Source organism: Luteolibacter luteus, assembly GCF_012913485.1.
GTDB lineage: Bacteria > Verrucomicrobiota > Verrucomicrobiia > Verrucomicrobiales > Akkermansiaceae > Haloferula > Haloferula lutea.
In genome coordinates this window covers 3,069,014-3,094,672 of sequence record NZ_CP051774.1, presented here as the reverse complement: position 1 = coordinate 3,094,672, position 25,659 = coordinate 3,069,014, and the positions used below count along the sequence as shown (strand labels likewise).

Sequence of the window (25,659 nt, the reverse complement as noted above, 5' to 3'; positions counted from 1 at the left end):
GCGGGAGATCAGAAAGTCATACCCGACTGATCGCCCGCCGTCCTCAGGCGACACGCAGCACTCCGGCGGCGCGGAGGAAGCTCTCTTCCCCGAAGCCGAGCATCTGCTTGAGGCGGGCGTCGCGTTCGAGGGGATTTGGAATGGCGCTCGCGGCACGAAAGTCCTTCCAGGGAAGCATGCCGAAGGCCCAAGCAAGGAGGCCGCTGGAAGGCACGGGGAGATCGCTGCCATGAAGGATGCGGCCCTCCATCTCAGCGGAGACGAGGCCACGGAGAGCAGAGGGGCGCAGACGGAAGCTGAGTCCCGCGAGCGCACTGTTGTCCCCGTAAAGATTCGGATACTTCGCGAGCATCGCGGCGAACACATCGAAGTAATCCGGGTCGAGCAGGATCATGCCGGTACCGGCATGCGCGGCGATGCAGGTAACACCGATCTCCAAGGCACGCGTGAGCACCTTCGGTGAAGCCAGCGCATGATCCATCACGGGCATGGTGCGCTCGCTGCCGGTGTGCGCGAGCAGCGGCAGCTTCGCCTCCGCCATGCGCTCGAGGAAAGCGGTGTAGCGCGGAAGATTCCAGTCGATGCCTTGCACATTCGGCAGGCACTTGAGGGCTGCAGCTCCGCCTGCCAGGCACTTCTCCAATTCTTCCATCGCATCCTTTCGCGCCGGATGGATGGAAACTCCTGCAAGGAACTCGGGATGATCTTGTGCCAGCTTCAACACGTAGTCATTCGGCACGTAAAGCGAGGAGAGCTCGGGAACGGGTGTGCCGTCTTCCTTATGCGGAAGCTCGTGGGCAAGGAGCATCGCTCGGTCGATGAGGGAAGATCCCCTCACCATCCCTAACAGCTGATCGACGTAAAGGCGATCGAAGTCCGTGCCATGCAGGTCGCGCGTGGTCAAGCCGACCGCCCGCACGAGGAAGGGCTCACCGACGCGGGTGAGACCCTTGGGACGATACCAGCAACCGGTACCACCCGTTCCCGTGCCAACAATATGGACGTGGCAATCGATGCGCATGCCCGGGAGACTAACCCTGCCTGACGTCGGGTTGGAAGGCCAGAGGTGGGCTGTCCGGCCCATCCACCCGCTCGATGCTGCCTTTGTCGTCCTGCACCGGCACAACCTTGATGTCCACCTGTACCGGGACCGCGCGGAGACCCTCGATGATCTGTTGAAGCCGGGCGAAGGTTTGCTCCGCAAGCGATTGCGGCTGGGCGTAGCTGCGACCGGCTAGCGAGATGCCTTCCTTGATCGCTTCCAGGCCATCGTTGAACTGGGTGAGCTGGGCCACAACGCGGCCAACGGGATCGCTGTCGCCTCCGGCACCCATCAGCTTGCGCTTATTGAACTCCTTCTTGATCTGCTCCCAGCGCACGGCCTGCGTGTCATCGAGCAGGCCCTCCATTTCGTAGAACTTGAGGAGGTTCGCCTCCGCGGCCGTGGTGAGGTTCTGCGATTCACTCCGGTAGTGATCGATGATGATCTGGCGCACCTCCTCCGGTGTCATGAGGGGCAGCACCTTTTCGGCGATGCGATTCATGTTGCGATAGGAACCCTGGAGCTTGAAGGGTGGTTCGGACCGGTAGGCATCTTCCTGCGCGGCGCTGGCAATGTACTGGAGATTCACCCGCAGGATCGTGTCCCGCACGGCAAGCAGATGCTTGGTTACCGCGAGCATCTCCTCAACTTCAGCGGGCGTGTAATTGCCCTCGAAGTCGGCACCATCGCGACTGCCGGTTTCGGCGACGCGGATGAGCATGAGCACGTCCTTCTGCGAACGGCTGGCGAGGCGGGAAAGCGCGGCATTCGAGGTGAGCGCGTTCTCGATGTAGCTCGCCTTGAAGGCCGCTTCGTGACCGCCAAGAATGTCGCCGAGGTTATAGGTGTCCGCGCGGTTCGCGAGCATGTCCGGGATCTGGAACTTGCCGCCGCTCTCGGTGTAAGGGTTGCCCGCCATGACGACCGCAACCTTCCGACCCCGGAGATCGTAGGTCTTTGCCTGGCCCTTCCACACGCCCTCGATCTTCCGTTGTGCATCGCAAAGGCTGATGAACTTTTGCAGGAACTCGGGATCCGTGTGCTGGATGTCATCGAGGTAGAGCATCACGTTGTCGCCCATCTCCAACGCCAGGTTCGCGCGTTCCACTTCCATGCGGGCGGAGGCGTTCGGGGCTTCGGCGGGATCCAGCGAAAGCACGCGGTGGCCGAGCGCCGGGCCGTTGATCTTCACGAAGGTGAGGCCGAGGCGGTTCGCCACGTACTCCATGATCGTCGTCTTGCCGTAGCCGGGCGGGGAAATCAGGAGCAGCAGGCCCATGCGGTCGGTGCGGGTATTGGCCCCTGCGGTGCCAAGTTGCTTGGCGAGGTTGTTCCCGATCAGCGGAAGATAGACTTCATCGATGAGGCGATTTCGCACGAAGGCGCTCATGACCTTCGGCTTGAACTCATCCAAGCGCATCTGTCCGCGCTTCTCGCTGGTGAGCTTGGTCTTGCGCTCGGCAAGGCCGCGGAATGCCGCGGCGTCCGTGCGCTCATGACGCTCCAGACGATCGAGGAACTCGCTGTAATGAACTTCCAGGCTGCCATTCGCAATCCGCGGATGGCTGGAACGCAGACCCTCGACCAAGAAGGACAAAGGCACCGCTTTCACGGCACGCTGTTCGTAACCACCACGGGCGAGATGCACCGCGGCCTCATCGATCACCGCATCCGCCAGATCCGCGGGCGAACCGTGCAGGCTCTCCGGGTGGGAGGCCGCGAAGCCTGCGAGCCAATCGCGAGCGATTTCGTATTTCAGGGAGACGGGACAGTCATGGTCTCCGAGCGAGTCCTTGAAAATCGAATCCGCGCGCTTTGCCACCAGACCTTGATGGAAGGCCTTCGAAAGTTCCGCGGCGGCGGCAGAAACAACGAAGGCACCAGCAGCGGCAAGTTCCTCTTCAAGGTACAACGCTACCTTCACCGAATTCACGTCCGGGAAGAGTCCGTAGTCGCCGCGCCAATTCGTGAAGCCCCCGGCAAGCCTCGCTTTCCAGCGCTGGGTCTCATCCCCCCCGGAGAACAAGCTACGACGCTTCCCGTAGGATGCGAACTGTCCGGCTAGGCGCGCCTTCGCAGGATCTTCCCAAGATTCCCAGAAGAGTAGCGCGGCCGCTCGCTCGCGCGGGGCAAAGCGCAGCAGACCGGCTTCGGCATGGATCGGTAAAAGCAGTGCAAGGATCTTCGTGGCATCCTCGTCGTGAATGCCCTTGGTGTAGCCTTCGGCATAACGAGGCTGCATGAAGGCCTGCACGGCACCAAGCAGGTCACCCCCCGCCTTCCCCTCCATGAGGAAGCGCCACGCCAGATACTCGGCGCGGGCGACACGCGGGCTTTCGCTCGGCACTTCCAGATCCCAAGCCTCACGGGCCGCTAGGAAATCGGCATCGGTGATCGATTCGAAGAACTTCGTGCCCGTCAGGTGGAAGGCCATGGCGTCCTCATGCGGGACGATGGTCATTTCCAGCGGCTGCGTGTTCACGTTGAAGGCATTCTTCCCGAAGCGGATGACATTCTGGCCATCCACATAGAGGTCCTTCTTGTCCTTGAGCTGGCGCACCCCATCCTCACGCAGGGTCTTGAGCCGCGTCTGGAGATCATCCGCCTTGACCGAATCACCCAAGGTTTGCAGCTGGCCGATCAGGTCTCGGACCTTCTCGATCATCGGATCGGTCGCGAAATAGGAGTGGATCTCCTCAACTTCCTTCAGGGCGGTGACGCGATTGCGGATGCCGGCCAGGATACGCTCTGCCGATTTGAAAAGTGCTCCAGCGCGCTTGCCACGCGCCTCGACGAGCTGGGTGCGGCGTCCTTCAAAAGCGTCGTAGATCTCCTCGCGACGTGTTGTGAGCTGCTCGACATACTCGTCGAGCTCTGCGAAGCGCCCTTCCAACTCCTCCACCTGAACCATCAGGCGGGTGAGTGATTCATCGCACTTCTCCGGGGTATCGCAGAGATCGAGGTAGTTCGCCAGCGCCTGCGAAAGAAGCTTTATCTGGGCGGCGAACTGCGCCTCCCCTTCCCCGCGCGCGAGTTCCCTGCGCTTGTTCCGCAACGAACCACGGGTGCCATTCAGCCGGGCATAAAGCGCGGAAATCCTTTCGATGATGGCAGTGGTCTGCGTGGCATCCGCAATCTTCAAGCCACCGACGATCTCGATGAGCATTTCCAGTTCACCGGCGGCCTGATCGAGCGCAGTGGCGACGTCATCCGCCTCGGTGACCTTTGATATCTTCGTGAGCGCGGCTTCCTGCGTATCGATCGCGGCGGCGTAGGACTTCAGCGATTCCTCCCCGAGGAGGAATTCGACAGTCTTCGTTGAAACGACATCGGTGGTCTCGACCACCTCCTTCTCGAAGGCCGCAATCGTTTCGGCGTCCGTATATCGGACATCGCGCAGAGCAATGATCTCGCCCCGCAGCTTCCGCAGGCCTGCAAGCTGGTGAACGAAGCCCTGGAGTGCATCCGGCGGGGAATTCCGTGCCTCACGGACAAGCTTCTCCATTGCGGTGCGGACCACCGCGGTGCGCTCAGTGGCGACCGCGCGGAGCTTCTGAACCTTGTCGAATTCTCCAATCGCGGCCTCGCCCGCTTTCTTGATCTCACGGACCGGAGCGGCGAGCGACTGGCACTCGCTGCGATCGAGCCAGAAGTAGGCATCAAGCAAATCGCCCGAACGCTTGACGATATCGAGATAAAGGCCGGCGAAGGAGTCGTCCTTCTGGAGAAGGGTCAGCAATTCGCGGGCTTCTGCCATGCCCCGGACCAGCTCGGGATTCCCGATCTTGTAGAGGAAGGACTCCTTGTCGGCTGCGGCGGCGGCACTGGTTTCATCATCCAAGTACGGCGTCTGCCATATTTGGAGCGCGTGGTGCTTCTGCGGCTGGCCGTCGGCGCGGAAAAGCACGAGCTGGCCATTTCCGAAAAGAGAGTAGCCGGAGCAGACGATGGGAGTTTCGACCGATTGCTTGATCCGGTTGTACGAGAGCAGGACGTAGTCCCCTGCCGCACGGTTGTAGAAGGAATAGAGAATGTCCTCTCCATTCGCACTGGCGACCTTCCGCTCGAAGCGCATGTCGAGCAGGCCGTGCTCGAAGGTCTTCACCTCCCCGCTCTGGAGCAGGTAGCCATTCGCGAAGATGATGCCGTGATCATCCGGCAGCAGCACGCAGGAGTCTCCGATCGTATCGATGCGGTGAACCGACTTCGTCTTCTCATTGAAGACGAGGTGACGGTGCATGGACTCGCGATAAGGCAGAATCTTGAGCAAGATCAGCGAACCGACGATCGCGTAGAAGATCTCGGCGTCATCGAGGGTCTGATCACTCTCGGCAACCGGCTCCGAATAGATGCCTTGGCCGCTCGCGGTATTGTCCTCGACCTTGACGGTAAGGTCACCGCCAACGGTTTCCACGAAAACGCGATCCTCGATCGAGATGTGCGGGTGCTCCCCGGAGCGATGCATGCCGCGGTGAGCACGCTTCCATTCAAACTCTTGCTGGGGCGGATAGACGCACTCGTGATCGAAACGATTGCCGAGATACTCAAGCCCTCCGCCGCTGGCGAAGCGCCACTTGAAAGCCTTGATGTCATCAACCGTCTTCCCGGCGCGCATCACCAAATAAAGCGCCGGTCCGATGACCATGAACTTCAGGAAGACGGCCTCCCGGTAATACTTGAAGAGGTAGGCGAAGTCTTCCGCGAACTTCGCATCACCGAGCACCTCTTCCACCCCGAGCTGGGTGAAGGAGCGGGTCTCCGGATTGAAATCGTAGGCGGCAAAGACGTCCTTGATATCGGTCGTCTGCTTGAGGCCGAACTGGATATTGTAGCCGAATAGGAAGCGCTGCTTGCCAATCGCCACCAGATCACGGGCGATACAGTTGTGCTCGGTCGGGACACGTTCGGTCCCGAGCAAGGTCGTCTCGACGCCGCCGAAGACCTGAAGGCGCTCGGCGTTCAGCACATCAAGCCCCGTTCGCAAGGTCGCGGCGTGCTTGTCGAGCCGGGCGCGGATCACTTCATACGCGCCGCCTTCGAGCTGATCGGGCTTGGGAGGTTCTTCAGGCATAAGATTTAACCGCGAAAGGGCGCGAAATTTGAAAGGCAGGAAAATTAGAGGAGATCAGGAACTCGACGTTGTTGCGTGAGCCAGTCCGATAGGACAATGCGCTCCCATTCCAAACCGCCCACGCGGCCGTAATTGACCAGAAGTCCCAACTGAAAGCCGGTTGCCTTAAGGTAGTTGAGAAGTTGGACGCGATGGGAATCGTCGAGACGTTTCACGGCTTTCACCTCAAGGACGATCTTCGAATGTATTACGAAATCCGCTTCATAGCTGAGCCGCAAAGGCTGGCCTTTGTATGTCAAGGCCAGTCCGGCGTGATGCACAAAGGGAATGTTCCGCGAGGTCATTTCCCGGTCGAGGCATTCGTGGTAGATCGGTTCGACAAATCCAGCACCCATCTCTTTGTAGACCTCGAAGCATGCGCCCATTACCTCATAGCTTTCTTGCTTATAGATTGGATCACTCATGGCCTCGAGGACGAAAGATTGCGGCGAATTGAGAAAGGTTCGATAGTGATCGCGGGATTCACAAGTGGCTCAACCCTCACACTCGCCGTTGGTCGATCTTATTGTTTTTCCAAGTTTCGCGCTCTTTCGCGTCCTTTCGCGGTTAAACTCCTCTGGTTCGGTCGGGAGGAGTCCGGCGCTACCCCATCGCATCGCCACGAGGCAGGCCGGACACTGACCCTGATCAACGCAGCACCTTCGCTGCCTTCTCGTCCGCCAGGCCGAAGCGGTCGGCGGTGCCGAGGAAGGACAGGAGCTTGCGGCGGTCGTCACCGGTGGCGTCGACGAGGAGCTTTCCGAGGATCGCTCCGACGCTGAGGTTCTTCACATCTTCCGCGGTGACTCCGAACTGGCCGGCCCATTCACGGAGCTGTGCCTTGAAGTATTCCGGATCGCCGTTGAAGAAGGTGTCCTTCACGTCGGCGAGCACGGCGCTGTTCTCGACCATGCGGTCCACCGATTTGCCGCGGGAAATGGCGCCCGCGATCTGGTCGAAGAACTTCCCTTCGCCGCCGATGATCTCGATCTTCGCGGCTTTCATGGCTTCGCCCATCACCTTGGCCTGGGCCTCGGCGATATCCTTCTGGATATTGATACCCGCGAGGTCCACCGCCTTCTCCTTCTCTAGGCGGAGCTTGAATTCTTCGTGCGACTGGCCGGCGGACTCGAGCAGCTTCATGGCCTCGGCCTTCTTGTTGATGCCTTCGGCTTCCGCTTCGAACTTGAGGCGGTTCACTTCGGCATCCGCAGTGCCTTGCTTCTGCGTGGCGTCTGCCTTCGCAAGCATGACCTCGACCTCGCCGAGGCCGGAGGCGGCGGCTTCCTTCGCGGTAGCTTCCGCGAGCAGCTTCTTGGCAAGCGCCTGCTTCTCGCTGGCGGCCTGTTCGGCTTCCGCGGAAATGACGACCTCTTCGGCCTTGAGTTCGGCCGACTTCTTCGAAGCCTCAGCAGACTTGATGCGCTCGTAGAGATCCTGGTCGGCACGGAGCTTGGCAGCTTCCTGCGTGGCTTCAGCTTCCTTGATCTTGCGGATCATTTCTTCCTGAGCCTGCGCTTCGGCAAGCGTCACCTTGACCTGCTTCTGGCGGTCTGCGCCGGCAAAGGCCTCGGTGTCCTTGATGCGCTCTTGCTCGGCCACAACCAGCTTCTCGACCGCGACGCGTTCCTTGATGACATCCTGGATCGCCTTCTTCTCCACTTCCACGGCCTTCTCCTTCTCAATGGCTTTAAGCGTGGTGATGCGCTCGCGCTCGATCGACTCGAGTTCCTGGTCGCGCTTCACGCGTTCCACTTCGACCACGTCGGTGCGCTCCTTGTTGCGCTGGGCCACGAGGACCTGGCGATCCTTGTTCTGGGTCGCGACATCGATCTCTTCCTGCGCGGCAATGCGGGCGCGCTCGGACTTCTGGCGTTCCTCTTCGCGGACCTTTTGGGTTTCCGCTTCCTCGCGGGCACGGACGCTCTCGACCTCGCGCTTCTGCTTGGCCTCCGTTTCGGAAAGCTGGCGCTCCAGTTCGAGGATGGCCTCGCGGGCTTCCACGTCCTGTTGCTTGATGACCTTCTCCTTGTCGCGCTGGATGTGGTTCGCGAGCTTCGCCTGCGCAGCGGTCAGCTCGGTGATCTTCTTGATGCCTTCGGCGTCGAGAATGTTATCCGGATCAAGCGCCTCGATCGGCGTCTGCTCCAGATAGTCGATCGCAGCATCGTCCAGCACGAAGCCGTTCAGGTTGGTGCCAATGATCTTGATGATCTCGTCGCGGAAGGTCTCGCGCTCCTCGTAAAGCTCGGTGAAATCGAAGCGCTTGCCGACGGTCTTGAGCGCTTCGGAGAACTTCGCATCGAAGAGCGAACGGATTTCCTCGGTGTTCGAGGCGCGATCACAGCCGACGGATTGCGCGACACGCAGCACGTCTTCATCGGTCTGGTTCACCCGCACGAAGAAGGCCACCTTGATGTCCGCGCGCATGTTATCCTTACAGATCAAGCCGTTCTTCGCGGTCCGGTCGATCTCCACCCGCTTCAAGGAAATGTCCATCGTCTCCAAGCGTTCCAGCACGGGGATCACGGTGAAACCATTGAACGACACCCTGGTACCGCGCGCGCCGGTGCGGATCAGGGCCTGGCCGCGCTGGGCCTTTCGATAGAACATCGAAAACAAGACCATGCTGGTAACCACCAGAACAATGACAGCGCCGACTACGAGGGATGCAATGACAGCAGCCGACGAGGTCTGGGCAAGAGGGATGGAGGACAGGAGGTTCATATCAAGGGTGGGTTCTAGGAGGGTTCGTTCAGAGGGCGGACAAAATGGATGCCGGTATCGGCGTCGTAGCGGATGACAAGGACTTCGGTCCCACGTGGAATCGCTGTCGAGCCTTCGGCAATGCGGGCATTCAAAAGAAGCGGTGCTCCGGGATTCGGCACTTCCACCTGGCCTTCGCGCTCGGTGACGACAGCAGTGCGAACAATTCCACTGCGCCCCACCACGGGCTGCGCGGGTTCAGGATCATCCTGGATCAAGCGGAAGAGCGGCTTCAAAGGCGCGACGGTGAAACGGGTAAGGATCAACGCGACCACAAGCGCGGCGATGCAGACGATACTGCCGGGACCACCGCTGAGGGTGGGATTGAACCAGAGATTCCCGAGCATCGAGCATCCCCAGAGATAGATCACCAGAACCGAAAGCACGACCATCAAGGGAATCCCTTTCGCGTTCAGGATGCGCAGGACGCCATGAATGCCATCCGCAACCGGATGGTCATGCCCGTGATCGCCATCGGCACCATCCATGTCGACGCCGAGAAGGTCGTGATCCACCGCGCCAATGATACTCAGCACCCAGTAGATCGCGACCGGGACCAACAGAATGGTCAACGGCAGCATCGGGGCGCTGATGGCGAGGTTCCAAATTTCCTTCACGACATTCGCATTGAAACCAAATGCGATGTTATCCCGCGACTACAAAAGCCCTGTCCGTTCCTACCCGCGCGCGGTTAGAGGTTCCGCAACGATTTCGCCGCATCACTACGCGCCGCGAAGAAGGCCGGCACGAAGGCAGCAAGCGAGCAGAGGATGAACGCCGCGATCGCGATGACGGTCACTTCCATCGGATTCACATGAGCCGGCAGGACCTGGAATCCGTGGAAGGATTTCGGGAAGGGATCGAAGCCGAAACCCCGCAGGACATCCTGCAAGGTGCCGCGGAAGCGGATCACGACGAGCCCCGATACCACGCCCAGAACCGAGCCGACGAAGCCGAGAATCATGCCTTGGTTCACGAATACCCGGACGATCTGGCCCGGTGCCGCGCCCAGCGCCTTCATCACGCCGATCTCGCGACGCTTCTGGATCGTGACCGTGAACATCACCGCCATCATGGAGAAGGCGGATACGAGAATGATGAAGGAGAGCGCGAAGTACATCATCACGCGCTGCTGGTTGATGAGATTCGAGAATTCGCCGAACTCCTCCATCCAAGTCACTGCATGCCAGCCCGGCGGCATCATGGAGGCAAACTTCTGCCCGGTGATGTGAGCCTGATAGGGATCATCCAAGCGCACCGCGATTCCCTGCACCGCTCCTTGCAGTCCGGCGAGCTCCTGGGCAAGCGGCAGAGGCATGAAGACATCCGGAGTCAGTGCCATCTGTGAAGCACCATAGACGCCGATGACGGTTGCTTCCTTGGGAAGCACGATCTCCATGAAGCCATCGAGGATCTCCGCATTCAGTTCCTTCACGTTGACCTTGTCCAATTCGTCCAAGGCTTCCGTCGCCTTCTGCGGCACATCGGAATCGAGCAAAACCCCATCGTTCGTCGTATTGCCCGATTCGAAGAGAGCTAGGAATTGTCCAAGGATCTCGCGCTCGGGATCGCGGATATCGTCGATGTTGTAGACGTCGGTGAGCGGGAAGAAGAACTTGTTATAGTCATCGTTCTTCAGCAGCAGTTTCCCTTCATGCGGGGTGAGCGCCGTTTTCAAGCCCTCCTTGGCGGTTCCCAACTGAGCCGCGAATTCTTCGTGCAAGGCCGGCCTCTTCCGGATCCGGTCGATGCGCTCCATCTCGTTCAAGTTTTGCGCGGAGAGGAACTTCACCTTGTCGCCCGGGTGCAGTCCGAACTGCTTCGCGATGATCGAAGAGATCACGATGCGGTTATCGAGGCCCATGTCGGCGCTGCTGCCGGGATAATCTTCGTCCAGGAGCTTTTCGAGTCCCGTCACCTGCGAGGGGTCCTGGGTATCCACGCCGCGGAAGAAGACCGGGCGCTTGCGCGTAGCCTCATCGATCATCAGGACGTACTCCTGCACGAAGGCGGTCGCGGAATGGACTCCGGGCACCTGCTTGATCTTGTCCGCCGTTTCGCGCCAATCGGAAATCGGCTCACGGAAGCCGCCGAAGGGAACATACTCCAGCTTCACGTGCGGCGTGAAACCGAGCAGGCGGTCCTTCACGGTGCGCTCGAGGCCGGCATAGACGGCCATGACCACCACCAGCACCAGCACGCCCAGCAGCACGCCGGTCACGGATATGAGCGTGACGGCGGAAAGCATTGCGCGGCGCGGATTGAGGTAGCGCCAGGCAAGCATCAGGCTGAAGGAACGACGGGCCATGCGCTTGCCTAGCCGCGTTCCCGCCGTGCGGCAAGGTCAGGCAGGGGCTTAGTTCCCCTTCTCTGCCTTCACGTAGCGCGCCACGGGCGATTTCCCGCCCTCCGCGACCAAGCGGATGACCTTGCTATCCCGGGAAAAGGCCACGGATTCCACCTGGCCCATGCGATGAGCGCCCAAGAGCTCCGGCGGACGGGAAAAAGCCTTCGCCCATGTCTCCCCGGAAGCCCGGGGGAAGAGGAAGAGGCCGTAATAGGTCACGACGGCCGCCGCCGAGCCATCCGCGGCGATATCCATGCCAGTAGGCTGGGTGCCGAAGGGAATCGGTGGGAATCCGGCCGGAAGAGTCTTCGGGATTTCCCCGATCTTCTTCGCCGTCTGGAGCTCGTCGGAGGCGGGCTTGAGCGGCAGCTCGTAAAGCATCGGGGGTGAGGTGCGCTTGCTCAGCAGGAGGATTTTCCCTGCTTGGGCGTCCACGCCCACCGCCTCGCAATCGCGCGGACCGTCCTCATAGTGAAAGCGGATCTTCCACGCCGGCTTCGCTTGGCCGGAGAGATCCTCCCCTTTCTCCGGCAGGGTCGGCTCCGGAACAATGTAGAGCATGCACTCGGACCGCTTGCTGGCGTTGTCGCCGGTATCGGCGATCAAAAGATAAGGCTTTCCGTCCAGAATGAAGGAGTCGAGGTCCTCCCAGTCGTGGTTCTTCGCGTGAGAGAGGGAAATCTTGCCCCGATCTCCGCCGTCGTTCTCCGCGAGATGAATCTCCGCCGGACAACCGCTGTCGTTGATGAGCCAGAGAAAGTCGTTCGAAGTCGGCGAGGTGGCAAGCCCGCTGGCTTCCCGGAGTTCCGGGCACTTGAGGTGGCCCTTGGGCTTCTCGCGAACATAGGGCGCTTCTTCCGCCGACGACAACGAGATCCCCGATGCCAGCAAAGCCGCCAAGACGCGCCCGATCCTCATGGGATTACTTTGGGCAGTACCTGGGGGCTTGCAAGCATCTGACAGCGCGAAAGCGCTACTCGCTCGGGCCAGGGCCGGTGTTCCACATCTTGTGCATCACCTTCACGTCCGGCACGGACATGGGGCGCACCACACGGAAGCCGATGTATTGATTGCTGGTAAGGTACCAGATCGACTTCGGATTCTGTGGATCAATCGCCTTCCATGAAGGATCGGACGGGACACGCACCGCGGAACGCAGGGTCTCCGGACCGCCCTCATAGTAGTGACCGCCGCGGGTGACGTGCGGATAACGGTTCACCGCAGGGTTCCAGGGATTCTTTACCCCCGGCTGCCACTTGGCATACGCATCCGGCAAGTAGGCATCGAGGCACCACTCGGAAACGTTCCCGTGCATGTCGAAGAGCCCCCAAGGATTCGGCTTCTTCTGGCCGACCTTGTGATAGGTGTATTCCGCGTTCTCCTGATTCCATGCGTAGTCGCCGAGCTTCGAGGCGTCATCGCCAAAGGAGTAGGCGGTGCTGGTTCCCGCACGGCAGGCATACTCCCACTCTGCCTCGGTGGGCAGGCGGTAATAATGGCCGGTCTGGGCTGTGAGCCACTCGCAGAACTTGCTCGCGGCATGATGAGTCATCGCGATGGCAGGCCACCCCGCGCCGTAGCCTTCACCCATCTCGAAGTGCATCGGCACGTAAGCGGGAGTCGGCTGGCTGACCACATCCACCAGGGTCTCGCCGTCCTTGATCTCGGGAGCTTCGGAAGTCTTGTTGTTCGAGTCACGGTCGAGGGTGCCGTCCTTGTTGCGCGACTTCCCGTTTTCCATGAAGCCGCGATAGACGTCCCAAGTCATCTCGCACTTGCCGATCCAGAACGCATCCAGTGCGACCTTCACCTGCGGGCCTTCGTTGTCCTTGCGCCCCGCTTCGCTCGCGGGCGAGCCGATGGTGAATTCACCGGCAGGCAGTGGCACCATGTCGAAGGTGGCATTCTTCGCGGAAGGCACCGTCTCGGTGTACGGTTTCATCCCGTCCGCCGAAGCTGGCGCATCCGCCTTCTTCTTCACCACCTCGAAGATTTTCTCGGTGACGGGAAAGGACTGCGGGTTCGGCAGTTCCTGCGGAGCGGCTTCATCCTTGGCCAGCGCGGGCGCCAGCAGCAGGGCGAAAGAGAGAAGCGAAAGGCGGTTCATCGGTGGAGGTGAAAGGGTGAGGCGCGGACCGGACGGGGTCCAGCACGCGCCTCAGGGAAACAAGTTTGATTTCAGATCAGGCGAGCTTGTGGACACCGGGCACCGGCAGCGGCGCGATCGCAAAGCTGGAATCCATCTTCAGATCATCGGGAGCCTGATCCTGGGCCGAAGCCCACATCTCATCCCAAGTGACGCGCTGGCCGGTATGGGCAGCCTCGCGGCCAAGGAGGCCGAGCATGGTGCTATTTGCCATGTACTCGCCGGTGTTGATGATCTCGCCCTTGCGGAGCGCGGCGAAGAACTCGTTGTGGCAGACCTGATACATGTTCTGTTCGCTGCCTTCCGGGGCGCGATACATCCACTGGCGCTTTTTGCCATCCGGTCCGAGGACCATCGGGGAAGCCGGAGCCACCGCAGTGCCCTTCTCACAGTAGATGCGGTCGATCACCTCGGTGTGGCAGCCAAGGTACTGGCGCTCGCCGAGGTGGCAGATCACACCGCCCGGATATTCGTAGGCGATGTTGTAATGATCGTACACGTTGCCCGCATCGGTGCGGTAGGCGCGGCCACCATTTGCCACGGCAGCGATCGGCGCGACGTCTCCCATGGCCCAGGCGATCTTGTCCACGGTGTGGATGGCCTGTTCGAGAAGCGGGCCGCCGCTCACCCATTCGAAATTCGTCCACCAGCGGAGCTGCCACTCCACATCGGACATGTCGTCCGGCTTCTTCATCCCAGGCTGCAGCGGCTTCGGCGGGCTGCCCATGTAGGTGCCGTAAACGGAGTAAACCTTGCCCAGTTCGCCAGAGGTGACCTTCGCGTAAAGTTCACGCACGCCGGGAGCAAAACGCCAGCAGTAGCCGTGCTGGATCGCCACGCCCTTCTGCTTCGCCAGCTTGGCGGATTCCATGACGGACTTCACGCCGGTCACGTCGATGGCCATCGGCTTCTCGGCGAAGACGTGCTTGCCTGCCTCGATGGCAGCGCGGAGGTGCTGGGGGCGGAATCCTGGAGGCGCCGCGAGAAGCACCACGTCCACACCGCTTTCAATTACCTTCTGGTAGGCATCGAGGCCGGAGAATTGGCGCTCGGCGGGCACATCCACCTTCGCGCCAAAGCTCTGCAGGCCTTGGAGACTGCCCGTGATCGCTTCCGGGAAAGCGTCGCCCAGTGCCCAGAGCACCACGTTTTCATCGGCGGAGAGCGCCTGCTGGGCGGCACCGGTGCCACGGCCACCGCAGCCGATCAGGCCGATCTTCAGCTTCGCGTTGTTCACGCCTTGGCCGAGCAGGAGATTCGGGAATCCGGCGACGGCCGCGGCTGCGGCACCACCGGCAAGGATCTGGCGACGGGAAAGGGATGGTGAATTCATATCAGGTGCTTGGTCGGATGGGACGCGGATACGGCTTTCCACTCGAGCCGACTTTCAAGACCCCGTGGAAAATTTCAGTTAAGCTCGTTTTTTGTGAGAGATTCGGACGATTCAAGCCGAATTCAAGGTTCTTCTAGCTTGCCGCCCCCTAACCGCTTCGTCGAGTCTCCAGCCATGATGCAAAAATCGTCGAGTTCCGGCGTCACCACGCGCCTGTCAGTCATGATGTTCCTGCAGTTTTTCGTCTGGGGAGCGTGGTTCGTGACCATCGGGGTCTATTTGCGCCAAGGGGTGAATTTCCAGGAAGGGATCGGCACGGCCTATTCCGTGGGCCCGATCGCGGCGATCATCGCGCCGGTCTTTCTCGGCTTCATCGCGGACCGCTTTTTCCCGACGCAAGTCGTGCTGGGTGCCCTGCATCTCATCGGCGGGGCTCTGATGCTGATGGTTCCGTGGTCGATCCAGCAGGAGCTGGCCGGGCACAAGGGCCTCTTCTTCTGGATGCTGCTGGGCTACATGCTCTGCTACATGCCCACGCTGGGCCTGACGAACACACTGGCGATGCGGAACATCCAGGACTCGGAGAAGCAATTTCCGGTCATTCGCGTCTTCGGCACGATCGGCTGGATCGCCGCAGGCTTTCTGGTCGGCACCCTCCTGAAGGCGGATGCCACCGCGCTGCCGCTGCAGATTGCCGCCGGAGCCAGCTTTGCGCTGGGCATCTATTCCTTCCTGCTGCCGAACACCCCGCCGATCGGCAAGGGCCAGAAGATGTCGCTCTCCCAAACGCTCGGCCTTGAGTCGCTGGGCATGCTGAAGGACTTCAATTTCCTGATCTTCGCGCTGGCCTCGATGCTGATCTGCATCCCGCTGCAGGCCTACTACGCGTATGCCGCGACCTTCATCACGGATGCCGGCTTCGGATCCGCTGCGGGGACGATGTTCTGGGGCCAAATCTCGGAAATCTTCTTCATGCTGATCATCCCGCTGCTCTTCTCCCGCCTCGGCGTGAAGTGGATGCTGGCGATCGGCATGGCGTGCTGGGTGCTGCGATACGCGCTCTTCGCCCTCGGCGCTCCGGAAGGGGTGAAGTGGATGATCTTCACGGGCATCCTGCTCCACGGCATCTGCTATGACTTCTTCTTCGTCACCGGCCAGATCTACACCGACAAGAAGGCACCGAACGCGATCCGCGGCCAGGCTCAGGGCTTCCTCGTCCTGCTGACGCAGGGCGTGGGCATGTATGTCGGCGCGAAGCTGAACGAGTATTTCTTCACGCAGAAGGTGGGCACGGTCACGGGCGGCTCCGCCCTCGCCGTGTGGCCGTCCTTCTGGTGGGTGCCTGCCTCGCTTGCAGGAGGCATCCTCATCTTCTTCTTCGTGATGTTCCGCGATCGTATGAAACCGACCGTGGACGAAGTAATCGAGGAAGCAGGATCCACTCCCGAAACCATCCAATGAACCTGACCCGCCGCCAAACCCTCAAGTCCCTCGCCGCCCTCGCGACCATCCAGATCGTGCCGAGCCGTGTGCTCGGCCTCGCCGGACAGACTCCTCCTTCGGAGGAGATCACGCGGGCGATCATCGGTTGCGGCGGGATCTCCGCATCGCACCTCGACATGCCGGGCAGGCTGTTGGCGCTGTGTGATGTGGACCAATCCCATCTCGACCAGCGGATGAAGGACACCGGCGGCGAGGAAAAGGGCATCAAGGGCTATCACGACTTCCGCGAGGTCCTGCAGCGCAAGGACATCGATGTCATCCACGTCGCCACACCTCCCCATTGGCACGCGCTCATGGCGATCGAGGCCGCGAAGTCGGGCAAGGACATCTGGTGTGAGAAGCCGATGAGCCGGACGATCGGCGAAGGCATCGCGATGGTGAAGGCGGTGGAGAAGTATGAGCGGGTCTTCCGCCTCAATACCTGGTTCCGCTTCAAGGATGCCTTCTACGGCATGGGTGTGCCGGTGAAGCAGATCAAGAAAGCGGCCATGCACGATGTGCTCGGCTGGCCGCTGAAGATCACGGTTTCCGGTGTGACCGGCTTCGACTGGAAGCTGGGCATCTGGGTGGGCCAGAAGGGCCTCCCCGAGCAACCGGTGCCGCAAGGTTTCGACTACGACTTCTGGCTCGGGCCCGCGCCGAAGAAGCCCTACAACGAGAACCGCACCCACGCGAAGTTCCGCGGCTACTGGGACTACGATGGCGGTGGCCTTGGCGACATGGGCCAGCATTACCTGGATCCCGCGCAGTACATCCTGAACAAGGACGACACCGCGCCGATCTCCGTGGAGATCGATGCCGATCCGCAGGATGCCGATGCGATCGGCACCTGGCGCCGCATCGAGTTCACCTATGCCGATGGCTGCAAGGTGATCCTCGACGGTGCGAACGCGGACAAGGACGCCAAGTACATCGAAGGTCCGAAAGGCTGGATCACGAAGGGCTTCGAATCGAACATCCCCGATCTGGAGAAGAAGCTTGCTGGGCTGCCTGATCCGGAGCCGCAGATCACCGACTTCCACGAAAGCGTCCGGACCCGGAAGAAGTTCGCGCTGAATGAACAGAACGGCTTCTGGTCCTGCACGATGGTCAACATGGGCGTCACGGCCCATCGCCTGAACAAGAGCCTGAAGTTCGACCCGAAGACCCTTAAGTTCGACGACGAGGAAGCGAACAAGCTGATCCATCAGCCGATGCGCGGGCCTTGGAAGATCGAGGTGTAAGGCATTTCTCACTCGGTCCCCTCTCAAACCCCCAAGGACGGCGCGATGGAGAAGCGTCTCCCTTGGGGAAGAGATGGCGAAGGCGAACCCCTGAGGTGGTTCCTTGGGTTAGCTTCTACTTCCGGTTCACGACCATGATGCCGGCGAGAACTAGAACCGCGCCGAGGACAAAGCGCCAGTCGAGGGGTTCGTTCAAGAGAAGTACTCCGAAGGTGACGCCGAACAAGGGCGTGAGGAACGAGAAGACGGAGAGCCTCGAAGCGAGGTACTTGGTGAGGAGAAAGAACCAGAAGAGGTAGCTGGCGAAGGCAACGACCAAGGTCTGGAAGACGAGGTTTCCCCATAGCATCGGGCCCCAAGTGATGTGATCCATGCGGCCGGTGAACCATGCGAAAGGCAAGCCGAGCACGGCGGCGCCGATGAGTTGGTAGAGGAGGGTCTTCGTCGCAGGCGCTTCGGAGAGGCGGCTGCCGCGGATGACCAAGGTGGTCGCCGCCCAGAGGATGCCGCCCAAGGTGCCGAAGGCATCGCCAATCAGGAGATTCCTACCACCGGGTACGAAGAGGCTGCCGGAGAAGGCCATCACGATCCCGGCGAAGGAGATGGCGACACCGAGCCATTGCGCGCGGTTCATCCGCTCTTCCCGGACGAGCCAGTGGAAGCCGAGAACCGTGAAGATGGGAGCCGTGTAAAGGAACACGGTCATGTGCCCCGCGGTCGTGTAGTTCAGGCCGACCGAGACGGCGAGGAACTCGGCCCCGAAGAGCAGGCCCACGAGCACGCCGGGGCGGAAGGTGCCATCGCGCAGGGAGAGGCTTTCGCGGCGGAGTAGCATCATCCCGGTCACGAGAAAGGCCGCGAGGAGCGAGCGCAGGCTGACCTGCACGGTCGGACTCATCTGAATCGCACAGGCCTTGATGGCCACCTGCTGCAATCCCCAGAGCAGACACAACACCACCATCGAAATGCTGCTATAAGCATCGAGGGGCTTGCGCAGCGGGGCGACGACGGGTTCCGGACTCAAGACGGTTTGAGTCTGATGCAGGCCGCGAGGCTGTCCATGCGTGAAAATGCGACAAGATCGAAGACGGGAAGACTTGAACCTCGGGACAAACAAGAGGGCCTCTGAAAAAGCTTCCCGAACTGGCCGCTTGCGCCCTCTCTCCCTAGCGAACAACATCGCTTGATTCGTGGCCTCCACCCGAGAGAACCGGCACTCCGCCAAGACTGCAGCGATCTTGATCGCGGGCGTTCTGACGGGCATTGGGATCCGTTGGCTTGGAGGAAAAGCGGACACCGGTAGCGCCCTCTCCTCGGAGCACTCACAGGAGCAAGGCAGCTTGGTCGGCACAAGGTCCGCAAGCGCCCTCGCTCCAACCAAGAGCAAAGATCGGGAACTGCCCACCGGATGGCTGACTTTCAGCCCTCAGCAATGGTCGGACTTGGTACGGGCACCGCGGGAATGGCAACTATCGCTCCAGAATTGCAAGATGGGGTCCGTGCCTGTCTTCGACGACATCCCGATCGTCGGCCGCCTTTTCCAAGAAGGCGAGCGCGGCCCCTCGCTTGAGCGGCATGCCGCCTTCTTCGGGTGGGAGAAGGAGCTCAGCAAGCAAGTCCGCGAGGCGCTTTTCTTGTACAGCGGGGAGGTCGAGAAGCTTCAACGGGAGACTGCTCAAGTCACCTACCCCGGCAAGGGCAAGGTGCGCATCGACTATTCCGCGGGAAAGCTACGGCAGCAGGAGCTCAGCGCGGGTCTTGGAAAACAATTGGAGGGTTTGATCGGCCTGCGGGACAAGGAGAGATTCATGCTGATGACATCGATCCCGTCATGGAGCAACGAGACCCGCGAGCTTTCTGTAGTTCGGGCAGAAGATGGAAGATTTCTGATGGTGAAAGGCCTTGCAGGAATCGGCGAATTCCCGGTCGTTGACCTCGCTGACCCGGCAGCGCAGATCAATGGATTCCTCCAGCTTGAGCAAGGAGAGGCCGTCCAAGGGATCGATTGGCAACAGTTGATCGAGGAAGCGAGACCCGGCGCATCAACACGATGAAAGGCCGCCATCTCATCCTCTTCGCCGGCGGCGTCCTCGGCGGCTGGTGGTTCGCAGGGAGTTCCATCGCATCCTCGGCCATGGCGACGTGGCAGCACTCGGCGCCCACCGGGAACGGCAATGAGCTTTCCGAAGCGATGCCACCTCCGGATGGCCTGCCACATATGGAGGACGGACAGATCCTCGTCTCCGAAGGACGACTGAAGGAGCTGATCGCCATGGAGCTGTCGCCCACCCTGAGATCCGGGGATTTCACGGGAGAGACTTACAGGGCGCACCTCGATCAGCTCGCCACATGGGTCGGCTTGGACACGACCTCGAAAGAGAAACTGGCCCATCTGCTCCGGGAGGCCGACTCCGCCCGTCTCGCTTGGGAGAAGCAAAATGCCAGAGTCTCCAAAGCTGCTCCGGGGAAATGGGTGGTCGAGATTCCGGGAGATGGAGGCATCTCGAAGGGCAAGCTGTTAAACGATCTCAGGGATGCCTTCGGCCCGGAACAAGCAGAGTCGCTCATCCTCGCCGGAGATCTGGAGCGCTTCTTCCACCTGCCTCCCGCATTGGGGACAGACGACGGACCCGCTGGAAAAATCGAGGTGGAGGTCGCCCGATTTACTGGAGGGCCCTCGAAAGACGAGACCTACTACTTCCGGTACAACGGAAACATGGCGTGGATTCAATCCGAGACGGACTATCAGACCGGTCCCACGGGTCGCCTGAAACACCTGCTCCCCCCTTTTGCGCAGTTGGGCGAGGAAGCACGGACGCTGCCCGTTCCGAAAGGCCATTCCGAAGGTGATCCCTTCGCGAACCCCTTCGACCAATGAGCAAAAAAGAACCCCGGAATCGCTCCCGGGGTTCGCAACAATCGAAATGAAATCCGCCGCTCAGGGCAGGATCATAAAGAGGCCGCCGGAGCTGGCCCAATTCGCGACGGGTGCGGGGACCCAACGGCGTTCGTAGCTGGCACCCCAGGAGTCGGAGACCGCGAGTTCATTCGTGGCCTCGTTGTAGCCGACGATCATGCAGATGTGGTAGTTGTCCTGCTCGCCTTCCTTTTTGATCACGGTGGCGGCTTGCTCGGCCACTTCCTTGGCCCATGCGGTCCAGTCGGTGACGCTGCGGCGCTTGTTGGTGTTCTTGTTCGCGGTGTCGTTGTAGGGGCCGAGGGAACGCATGGTCCACATGACCGGCACGCCTTCATCGATGTAGCGCTTCACATCCCGCACCTTCAATTCCTTCACGCGCTCGTCCTTGGTACGGCGGCCCTTGTTGCGGACCTGCGAGCGGACTTCTTCGAGGAGGTATTCGACCGAGGTGCCACCACCCATGCCGCTCTTGCCGACCATGGCGAGCAGATACATGTCGGCTTCGATGCCGGCGGCACGCATGGCGCGCTCGAAGGTGGCGGGGACGCAGTAGCCTTTCGGGCCCTGATCAACCATCGGGATCTGGCCGAGGTAGACGTCGCCATTCTTCTCACGGACCACATCTTCCTTCAGGCGTTTGCGGATGTCGCCATCCTTCACCTTGGCGGTCTTGCCACCGCCATCGGCGAGTTCGAGCGGGACGATGGAAAGGGAAACGTATTCCAGCTCTTCGCTGGAAAGGATGAGCGAATGGCCATTCCAGTCCCAGCGGCGCACCACGCGGCGGGTATTCCGGGAATCACCGAAGCGCTGCGTCTTCGGTTCGCCGAGCACGCTGGAAATCGCGGCGAGCACGGCCTTCTCATCGGCTTCCATGGCCTTGGCGAGCGATGCTTCATCGGCCTCGCTCTTGCCCTTGAAATGATCTTCACCGGAGCCGACGCCGCTCTTGAAGTCACCCTTGTTCGAGTAGACCGCGGAGAGGATCGAGGCATTGCCATCCTCACCGGCGTAGAGTGCCACCGAGTAAGGGCGGGCGCCGAAAAGCTTGTATTTCTCGCCGGTGTAAGAGCGCCAGCTGGCGCTGTGCTTCGTCTTCGACTCCGGTCTGAGGTCAAGGGCATCCGCGATTTCCTGAGCCGGGCGGACCTCGAAAGGAGTGCCGGAGAACATCTTGTGACCGGCCATGGCGCTGAGTTTCGGAAGCTCTTCGGAAAGGAGCTTCGCCTCGGCATCGATGGCGGTGCGGGCCTCGGCGGGGAGCATGCCCGGGGAGGTCTCGAAAAGCTTGCCGTCGGTCTCGCGGCGAAGGAGATACTTGTCCTTTTGGAGACCCTCGAAACGGACCTTGATGGATCCGCCCTCGCCGTCCTGAAGCACCTGCCACTGGCCGATGGCGGCGTGGAGCTGTGCGCAGAGCACGAGGGGAAGACAGAGGAAGAGGGGCTTCATAAGGGAGACAAAATCGGGTTCGGCGGCGGAATTCAACTCCGGAAGCGGGGCCAGAGGTGTCTTCCGTCTGCCTTTTTCGTGGCGGAAGAGGCGGGATCTGGCGGGTACCCGGAGGATGAATCGTGATTTATCGTGCCGCTTTTCCGGGTTTCGAAAAAGGGGTCCGGGTGCCTGTTCCGCCTGTTAAAAGAGGAAAATTAACAGGCGCCCGCGTCTCCCTGTCTCCCATGGCCGGGATGAAAAAGTGATAAAGGGATGAGCGACACGATGCGAGTCTGACAGAAAGGCCGATCTTTCGGAACCACTTTCCGTGGTCCTAGCCTCTTTTCCCGATGGATCAGCCGCTCAACGCCCGAGAAAGACCATGGAGCCGATCATCGCTACCCCGGGGGTCAGGGCTATCTGAAGAACGAAGAACAGAATCGCCCAGCGGACGAGCTGCCGCGGCCTCATCAGGGGATCGATCCGCGCTGCCAGGATCCCTGCGGCAAAGAAGCTGCAACCCAGTGCGACCAAAGCTGCGAAGACGAGGCTCGATCCGAGATAAAGTTCCACGTTCGCGCGGATCCAGATCTGAAACCACCTTCCCGCCGCAGCCACATAGCAAAGCATCGCAACCCCCGGCGTCAGCAAGCTGACGAGGATCAGGAAGCTTTCGACCGGGCCGGGCGATCTTGCTTGCGGCTCGAACACGGGTGGCGGTTCAGGGAAGGCTTACCCGCGGCTCCGGGCGGACAGCGCGGCGGGCGGCACCGATGCAGAGTTCGGCATGCACCGCTTGTTTCGCGAGAGCGCGACGCTGCTCGCAGAGTGACTGCCAAGCCTTCCTTTCCGGCTCCGGGATTTCCGGGTGATGACGGAAGGGAACACCCATGCCGATGAGGGCTGCGATCCACGAATCAATGCCGACGAAGCCCGGCCAGGAAGGCAGGCAGCTCTCCAGGGTCGAAGAGGGGCCGATGCTGCCGTAGAGGTCGACGAGTTCGGCATGCTTTCGGGCCTTTGCGGTAGCGCGGGCCATATCCCAGAAGGGGGATTTTCCGGCAGCATGGAAGCGGTAGTGGATGGCGTGGAAGTCACGGCTTTCGTCCCAAGCTTCCGAAACGACACGGCTGTAGGTGCGGCGGGTTTCATCTCCGGGCATGCCGTCGGTCGCGGCGAGCACGCGAACGAGCCAATTCAACTGCAGAACCAGATGACTGAAGCGCAGGGAGCTCATGGGCTCGACAAAGCCGCTGGCATCCCCAATGGCCACGACGGAGCCGAGCCAGGACTGCTGACGACGGCCGACCTTCCAGTGGTGAAGGCGGGGAGTCAGGGAGCTATCGCTGACCTTTGCCATGAGGTCCGTGCAGGCCTGGTCCTCACTGATGAAATCCGGGTGCCATGCGTGGCCGATCCCCACGGTGTCATCGTGATCGACCCGCCAGCGCCAGCCGGAATCGAGCGCCTCCAGCGTGACGTAGGGGCGAATCGGCTCGCTGCCGCGACGGCGCGCGACGGTGGCGGCGCGGGTGCAAAGGCAAGCGTCCTCGTAGGAAAGCCACGCGGTATTTCCGTCCAAGGTGGCGAGGGTGGCTTCACTACCGGTGGCATCGATGTAAAGATCCGCGGCGAGGGTGCTTCCATCTTCAAGCACCAGGGTATCCGGATTCCGGCTAAGTCCGACCACCTTGCCACTGCGGATGCTCACGCCAAGCGTCTGGCAGGCACGGAGCAGGAGCCCATTCAGAGGCTCCGGGCGGAGATTGAGCCCGGTGACGTGCTCGATCGGCTTGAAGCCATGATTGCCGTCCTTCGGAAAGAGCTTCCCGGCAGCCATCAAGGACATCGCCAACGAGCAATTGTCCAAGCCCACGTCCGCCGCGAGGTAGCCGGGCTCCGTGCGGAAGCCCCGCATGCCGGTGGCGAAAGGCGCATCGAAGGAACGGAAGAAAGTCCCCCGCGCGCCCCACTGGCAGCGGAAGCCGAGATTCCAGATCGGCCGCGCATGCAGGTGGATGTCGGAGCCGTGGAGGCCCACGTTGTTGCAGAGGTACTGGAGTACGGCAGGCGCCGTACTTTCACCGGCGGGATCCTCCGGAGCTGAGCCGGGATCGCGGAGCAGGGTGACATTGATGCCCGGGTAGGCGCGCTTCAGCGTCGCGGCAGCAATGAAAGCATCGGTGCCGGATCCGGCGACGAGCATGTGATGGATGGGAGATGGGTACATGCGCGGAAAAGGGTTCAGGTCCATTGCCAGGAGGGACGGCGGATCGCATCAAGAGCCTCACGGACGCTGAGGCCGTTCTTCGCCTTTGCGGCGATGCCCTGCCGGTGCCTGTTGAAGGTGTCCATCTCTCCACCGCTGGCGAGGTGCAGGCGGTCGTAGTGGACCTGCATGCCGACCAGCATGGCGAGGAAGCCTTCCACCCCGTAGATATTCGGGCGTGCGGGAAGGGCCTGGGCAAGGAGGGCGGGGTTCGGCCCCAGTTCGCGGTAGAGGCGGTAGAGGTCTTCGTAGTTGCCCAGGCTGGTGTTCTCCCGGCAGTGCTTCCAGAAGGGAGTTTCGAGGCGGGTATTGAACTTGTAGTGGAAGGCCAGGAAATCGCGGATCTCATCCCAGGCGATGCCGACGATGCGATTGTAGGAGGCGCGCATGGCGTCATCCGGCTTACCCGCGGTACGGCGCAGCGATTCCGCGAGCCAGCGGGACTCGTAGATGATCTGGGCGAGCGCGGTGGCTTCCAAGGGTTCGACGAAGCCGGAAGCATTTCCCACCGCGACGACATTCCCGACCCAGTTCCGTTCGTAGCGGCCGCTGCGGAATTTCACGATGCGCGGCGTGGTGGAGATCTTCGGATTCTTCGCAAGCAACTCCGCTTCGGCATCTGCATCCGAGACGAACTGGCTGCTGTAGACATAGCCGCGATTGATAAAGGTCTCGTGCTCGATCTGCCAGCACCAGCCATGATCCATGGTCTCGGCCGTGGTGTAGGGTGCGATGGGCTCATCCGTGCGCTCCCAACCTCCGATCACGGCGCGATCGCAGAACAGGCTGCCGGAGAAGCTGTTGAAGGGTTCTTCCAGCGCCTTCCCGATGAGCTCGGCGCGGAAGCCTGAGGCATCAATGTAGAGGTCCGCCGTGCGGATCTCGCCGCTTTTGAAATGCAGTGCAGTGACCTGACCATCGGCCGCCATGGTGCGGTCGAGCGTGTCATCGGCGAACTCGACGCCATTCCGGCGTGCAATGGTTTCGAGGCAAGTGACGAGGCGGTGATTCTCGATGTGGAAGGCGTACTGGCCCTTGATCACCGGCTTGCCCAAGGGGCCGGTGGTGAAGGCCTTGTTCCGCTGCATGAGCGCGCAGGCTTGGGAAAGATCCGTGCACTCCATGCGGGCATAGTAGCCGGTGGGCTTCGGAAGACCTTGGAACTGCTGGTCATACTGGAATTCGAAGTCGTAGAAGAATTCATCCCGCGGGCCCCAGAGGAAGCGGATGCCCTGCTTCCATGTGGGCTGTGCCTCGGTGTAGAATTCCTCCTTCGAGATCCCGAGGGTCTCGAAGAGATGCGCGGGAAAGACCGCGGTGGTCCCCTCCCCCACTCCGATCGTGCCGATCTCCGAGCTGTGGACGACGGTGACCGCGAGAGATGGATGCATGCGCTTCAAGGTGAGCGCGGCGAGAAGACCGGCACTGCCGCCACCGAGCACAAGGACGCTGCGGATTTCAGGCGAGGCCGATGACGATGGGTCCGGATCGGGGAGAGAGACCATGGTTTCGAGCCATGCCAGCGAAACAAAGCGCAGCGTTCAAGCGGGAAGGTGACGAATTGCG

Annotated in this window: 18 protein-coding genes; 4 read left to right on the top strand and 14 right to left on the bottom strand. The window is 61.2% G+C overall.

The window, feature by feature from the left end; all coding sequences use genetic code 11:
• Nucleotides 1-43: 43 nt before the first annotated feature.
• From HHL09_RS12895 to HHL09_RS12855, 9 genes are all read right to left on the bottom strand, one after another.
• On the bottom strand, nucleotides 44-1,021 hold the full coding sequence (locus tag HHL09_RS12895) for an amidohydrolase family protein (protein ID WP_169455043.1): 978 nt from the start codon (nucleotides 1,019-1,021) through the stop codon (nucleotides 44-46).
• A 10-nt stretch (nucleotides 1,022-1,031) separates the two neighbouring features.
• Complete coding sequence (locus HHL09_RS12890; protein ID WP_205761042.1) at nucleotides 1,032-6,113, bottom strand: DNA repair ATPase; 5,082 nt, start codon at nucleotides 6,111-6,113, stop codon at nucleotides 1,032-1,034.
• Between the two features lie 44 nt (nucleotides 6,114-6,157).
• Entirely contained in the window at nucleotides 6,158-6,577 is a 420-nt protein-coding gene (locus HHL09_RS12885; RefSeq protein WP_169455042.1) for a GxxExxY protein, read from the bottom strand.
• Between the two features lie 223 nt (nucleotides 6,578-6,800).
• Nucleotides 6,801-8,879 carry a flotillin family protein gene (locus tag HHL09_RS12880; RefSeq protein WP_169455041.1) on the bottom strand — a complete coding sequence of 693 codons (2,079 nt, stop codon included), beginning with the start codon at nucleotides 8,877-8,879 and terminating at the stop codon, nucleotides 6,801-6,803.
• 14 nt (nucleotides 8,880-8,893) lie between these two features.
• The gene (locus tag HHL09_RS12875; RefSeq protein ID WP_169455040.1) at nucleotides 8,894-9,535 is read right to left on the bottom strand and encodes a hypothetical protein; all 642 of its coding nucleotides are present in this window, start codon (nucleotides 9,533-9,535) and stop codon (nucleotides 8,894-8,896) included.
• Nucleotides 9,536-9,609: 74 nt separating this feature from the next.
• Complete coding sequence (locus tag HHL09_RS12870; RefSeq protein WP_169455039.1) at nucleotides 9,610-11,226, bottom strand: FtsX-like permease family protein; 1,617 nt, start codon at nucleotides 11,224-11,226, stop codon at nucleotides 9,610-9,612.
• A gap of 48 nt (nucleotides 11,227-11,274) precedes the next feature.
• Nucleotides 11,275-12,183, bottom strand: coding sequence for a hypothetical protein (locus HHL09_RS12865; protein WP_169455038.1), 909 nt, complete (start codon nucleotides 12,181-12,183; stop codon nucleotides 11,275-11,277).
• A 55-nt stretch (nucleotides 12,184-12,238) separates the two neighbouring features.
• Nucleotides 12,239-13,372 (bottom strand): formylglycine-generating enzyme family protein, encoded by a 1,134-nt coding sequence (locus HHL09_RS12860; protein WP_169455037.1) that lies wholly within the window; start codon nucleotides 13,370-13,372, stop codon nucleotides 12,239-12,241.
• Between the two features lie 76 nt (nucleotides 13,373-13,448).
• Complete coding sequence (locus HHL09_RS12855) at nucleotides 13,449-14,744, bottom strand: Gfo/Idh/MocA family protein (protein ID WP_169455036.1); 1,296 nt, start codon at nucleotides 14,742-14,744, stop codon at nucleotides 13,449-13,451.
• 174 nt (nucleotides 14,745-14,918) lie between these two features.
• Here HHL09_RS12855 and HHL09_RS12850 point away from each other — a divergent pair, with 174 nt between their 5' ends.
• Complete coding sequence (locus tag HHL09_RS12850; RefSeq protein ID WP_205761041.1) at nucleotides 14,919-16,205, top strand: MFS transporter; 1,287 nt, start codon at nucleotides 14,919-14,921, stop codon at nucleotides 16,203-16,205.
• Nucleotides 16,202-17,470, top strand: coding sequence for a Gfo/Idh/MocA family oxidoreductase (locus HHL09_RS12845; protein ID WP_169455035.1), 1,269 nt, complete (start codon nucleotides 16,202-16,204; stop codon nucleotides 17,468-17,470). Before HHL09_RS12850 ends, HHL09_RS12845 begins: the two co-directional genes overlap by 4 nt.
• Nucleotides 17,471-17,585: 115 nt before the next feature.
• Here HHL09_RS12845 and HHL09_RS12840 read toward each other — a convergent pair whose 3' ends face one another.
• Nucleotides 17,586-18,494, bottom strand: coding sequence for a DMT family transporter (locus tag HHL09_RS12840; RefSeq protein WP_205761040.1), 909 nt, complete (start codon nucleotides 18,492-18,494; stop codon nucleotides 17,586-17,588).
• A 166-nt stretch (nucleotides 18,495-18,660) separates the two neighbouring features.
• On the opposite strand from HHL09_RS12840, the gene HHL09_RS12835 reads away from it, so the two are divergent.
• Entirely contained in the window at nucleotides 18,661-19,524 is an 864-nt protein-coding gene (locus HHL09_RS12835; protein ID WP_169455034.1) for a hypothetical protein, read from the top strand.
• Nucleotides 19,521-20,348, top strand: a complete 828-nt coding sequence (locus HHL09_RS12830; RefSeq protein ID WP_169455033.1) for a hypothetical protein — start codon at nucleotides 19,521-19,523, stop codon at nucleotides 20,346-20,348. The genes HHL09_RS12835 and HHL09_RS12830 overlap by 4 nt, the downstream gene beginning before the upstream one ends.
• 60 nt (nucleotides 20,349-20,408) lie before the next feature.
• Here HHL09_RS12830 and HHL09_RS12825 read toward each other — a convergent pair whose 3' ends face one another.
• From HHL09_RS12825 to HHL09_RS12810, 4 genes are all read right to left on the bottom strand, one after another.
• Entirely contained in the window at nucleotides 20,409-21,842 is a 1,434-nt protein-coding gene (locus tag HHL09_RS12825; protein ID WP_169455032.1) for a C39 family peptidase, read from the bottom strand.
• Between the two features lie 345 nt (nucleotides 21,843-22,187).
• On the bottom strand, nucleotides 22,188-22,535 hold the full coding sequence (locus HHL09_RS12820) for a hypothetical protein (RefSeq protein WP_169455031.1): 348 nt from the start codon (nucleotides 22,533-22,535) through the stop codon (nucleotides 22,188-22,190).
• Between the two features lie 10 nt (nucleotides 22,536-22,545).
• The gene (locus HHL09_RS12815; protein ID WP_169455030.1) at nucleotides 22,546-24,054 is read right to left on the bottom strand and encodes a tryptophan 7-halogenase; all 1,509 of its coding nucleotides are present in this window, start codon (nucleotides 24,052-24,054) and stop codon (nucleotides 22,546-22,548) included.
• A gap of 14 nt (nucleotides 24,055-24,068) precedes the next feature.
• A complete protein-coding gene (locus HHL09_RS12810; protein WP_169455029.1) occupies nucleotides 24,069-25,598 on the bottom strand; it encodes a tryptophan halogenase family protein in 1,530 nt (509 codons plus the stop codon).
• Nucleotides 25,599-25,659: the final 61 nt, after the last annotated feature.

What these genes read in the sequence shown, in the direction of transcription:
- HHL09_RS12895 (WP_169455043.1), bottom strand. Translation starts at nt 1,021, where the DNA reads ATGCGCATCGATTGCCACGTCCATATTGTTGGCACGGGAACGGGTGGT.
- HHL09_RS12890 (WP_205761042.1), bottom strand. Translation starts at nt 6,113, where the DNA reads ATGCCTGAAGAACCTCCCAAGCCCGATCAGCTCGAAGGCGGCGCGTAT.
- HHL09_RS12885 (WP_169455042.1), bottom strand. Translation starts at nt 6,577, where the DNA reads ATGAGTGATCCAATCTATAAGCAAGAAAGCTATGAGGTAATGGGCGCA.
- HHL09_RS12880 (WP_169455041.1), bottom strand. Translation starts at nt 8,879, where the DNA reads ATGAACCTCCTGTCCTCCATCCCTCTTGCCCAGACCTCGTCGGCTGCT.
- HHL09_RS12870 (WP_169455039.1), bottom strand. Translation starts at nt 11,226, where the DNA reads ATGGCCCGTCGTTCCTTCAGCCTGATGCTTGCCTGGCGCTACCTCAAT.
- HHL09_RS12865 (WP_169455038.1), bottom strand. Translation starts at nt 12,183, where the DNA reads ATGAGGATCGGGCGCGTCTTGGCGGCTTTGCTGGCATCGGGGATCTCG.
- HHL09_RS12860 (WP_169455037.1), bottom strand. Translation starts at nt 13,372, where the DNA reads ATGAACCGCCTTTCGCTTCTCTCTTTCGCCCTGCTGCTGGCGCCCGCG.
- HHL09_RS12855 (WP_169455036.1), bottom strand. Translation starts at nt 14,744, where the DNA reads ATGAATTCACCATCCCTTTCCCGTCGCCAGATCCTTGCCGGTGGTGCC.
- HHL09_RS12850 (WP_205761041.1), top strand. Translation starts at nt 14,919, where the DNA reads ATGATGCAAAAATCGTCGAGTTCCGGCGTCACCACGCGCCTGTCAGTC.
- HHL09_RS12845 (WP_169455035.1), top strand. Translation starts at nt 16,202, where the DNA reads ATGAACCTGACCCGCCGCCAAACCCTCAAGTCCCTCGCCGCCCTCGCG.
- HHL09_RS12830 (WP_169455033.1), top strand. Translation starts at nt 19,521, where the DNA reads ATGAAAGGCCGCCATCTCATCCTCTTCGCCGGCGGCGTCCTCGGCGGC.
- HHL09_RS12825 (WP_169455032.1), bottom strand. Translation starts at nt 21,842, where the DNA reads ATGAAGCCCCTCTTCCTCTGTCTTCCCCTCGTGCTCTGCGCACAGCTC.
- HHL09_RS12815 (WP_169455030.1), bottom strand. Translation starts at nt 24,054, where the DNA reads ATGTACCCATCTCCCATCCATCACATGCTCGTCGCCGGATCCGGCACC.
- HHL09_RS12810 (WP_169455029.1), bottom strand. Translation starts at nt 25,598, where the DNA reads ATGGTCTCTCTCCCCGATCCGGACCCATCGTCATCGGCCTCGCCTGAA.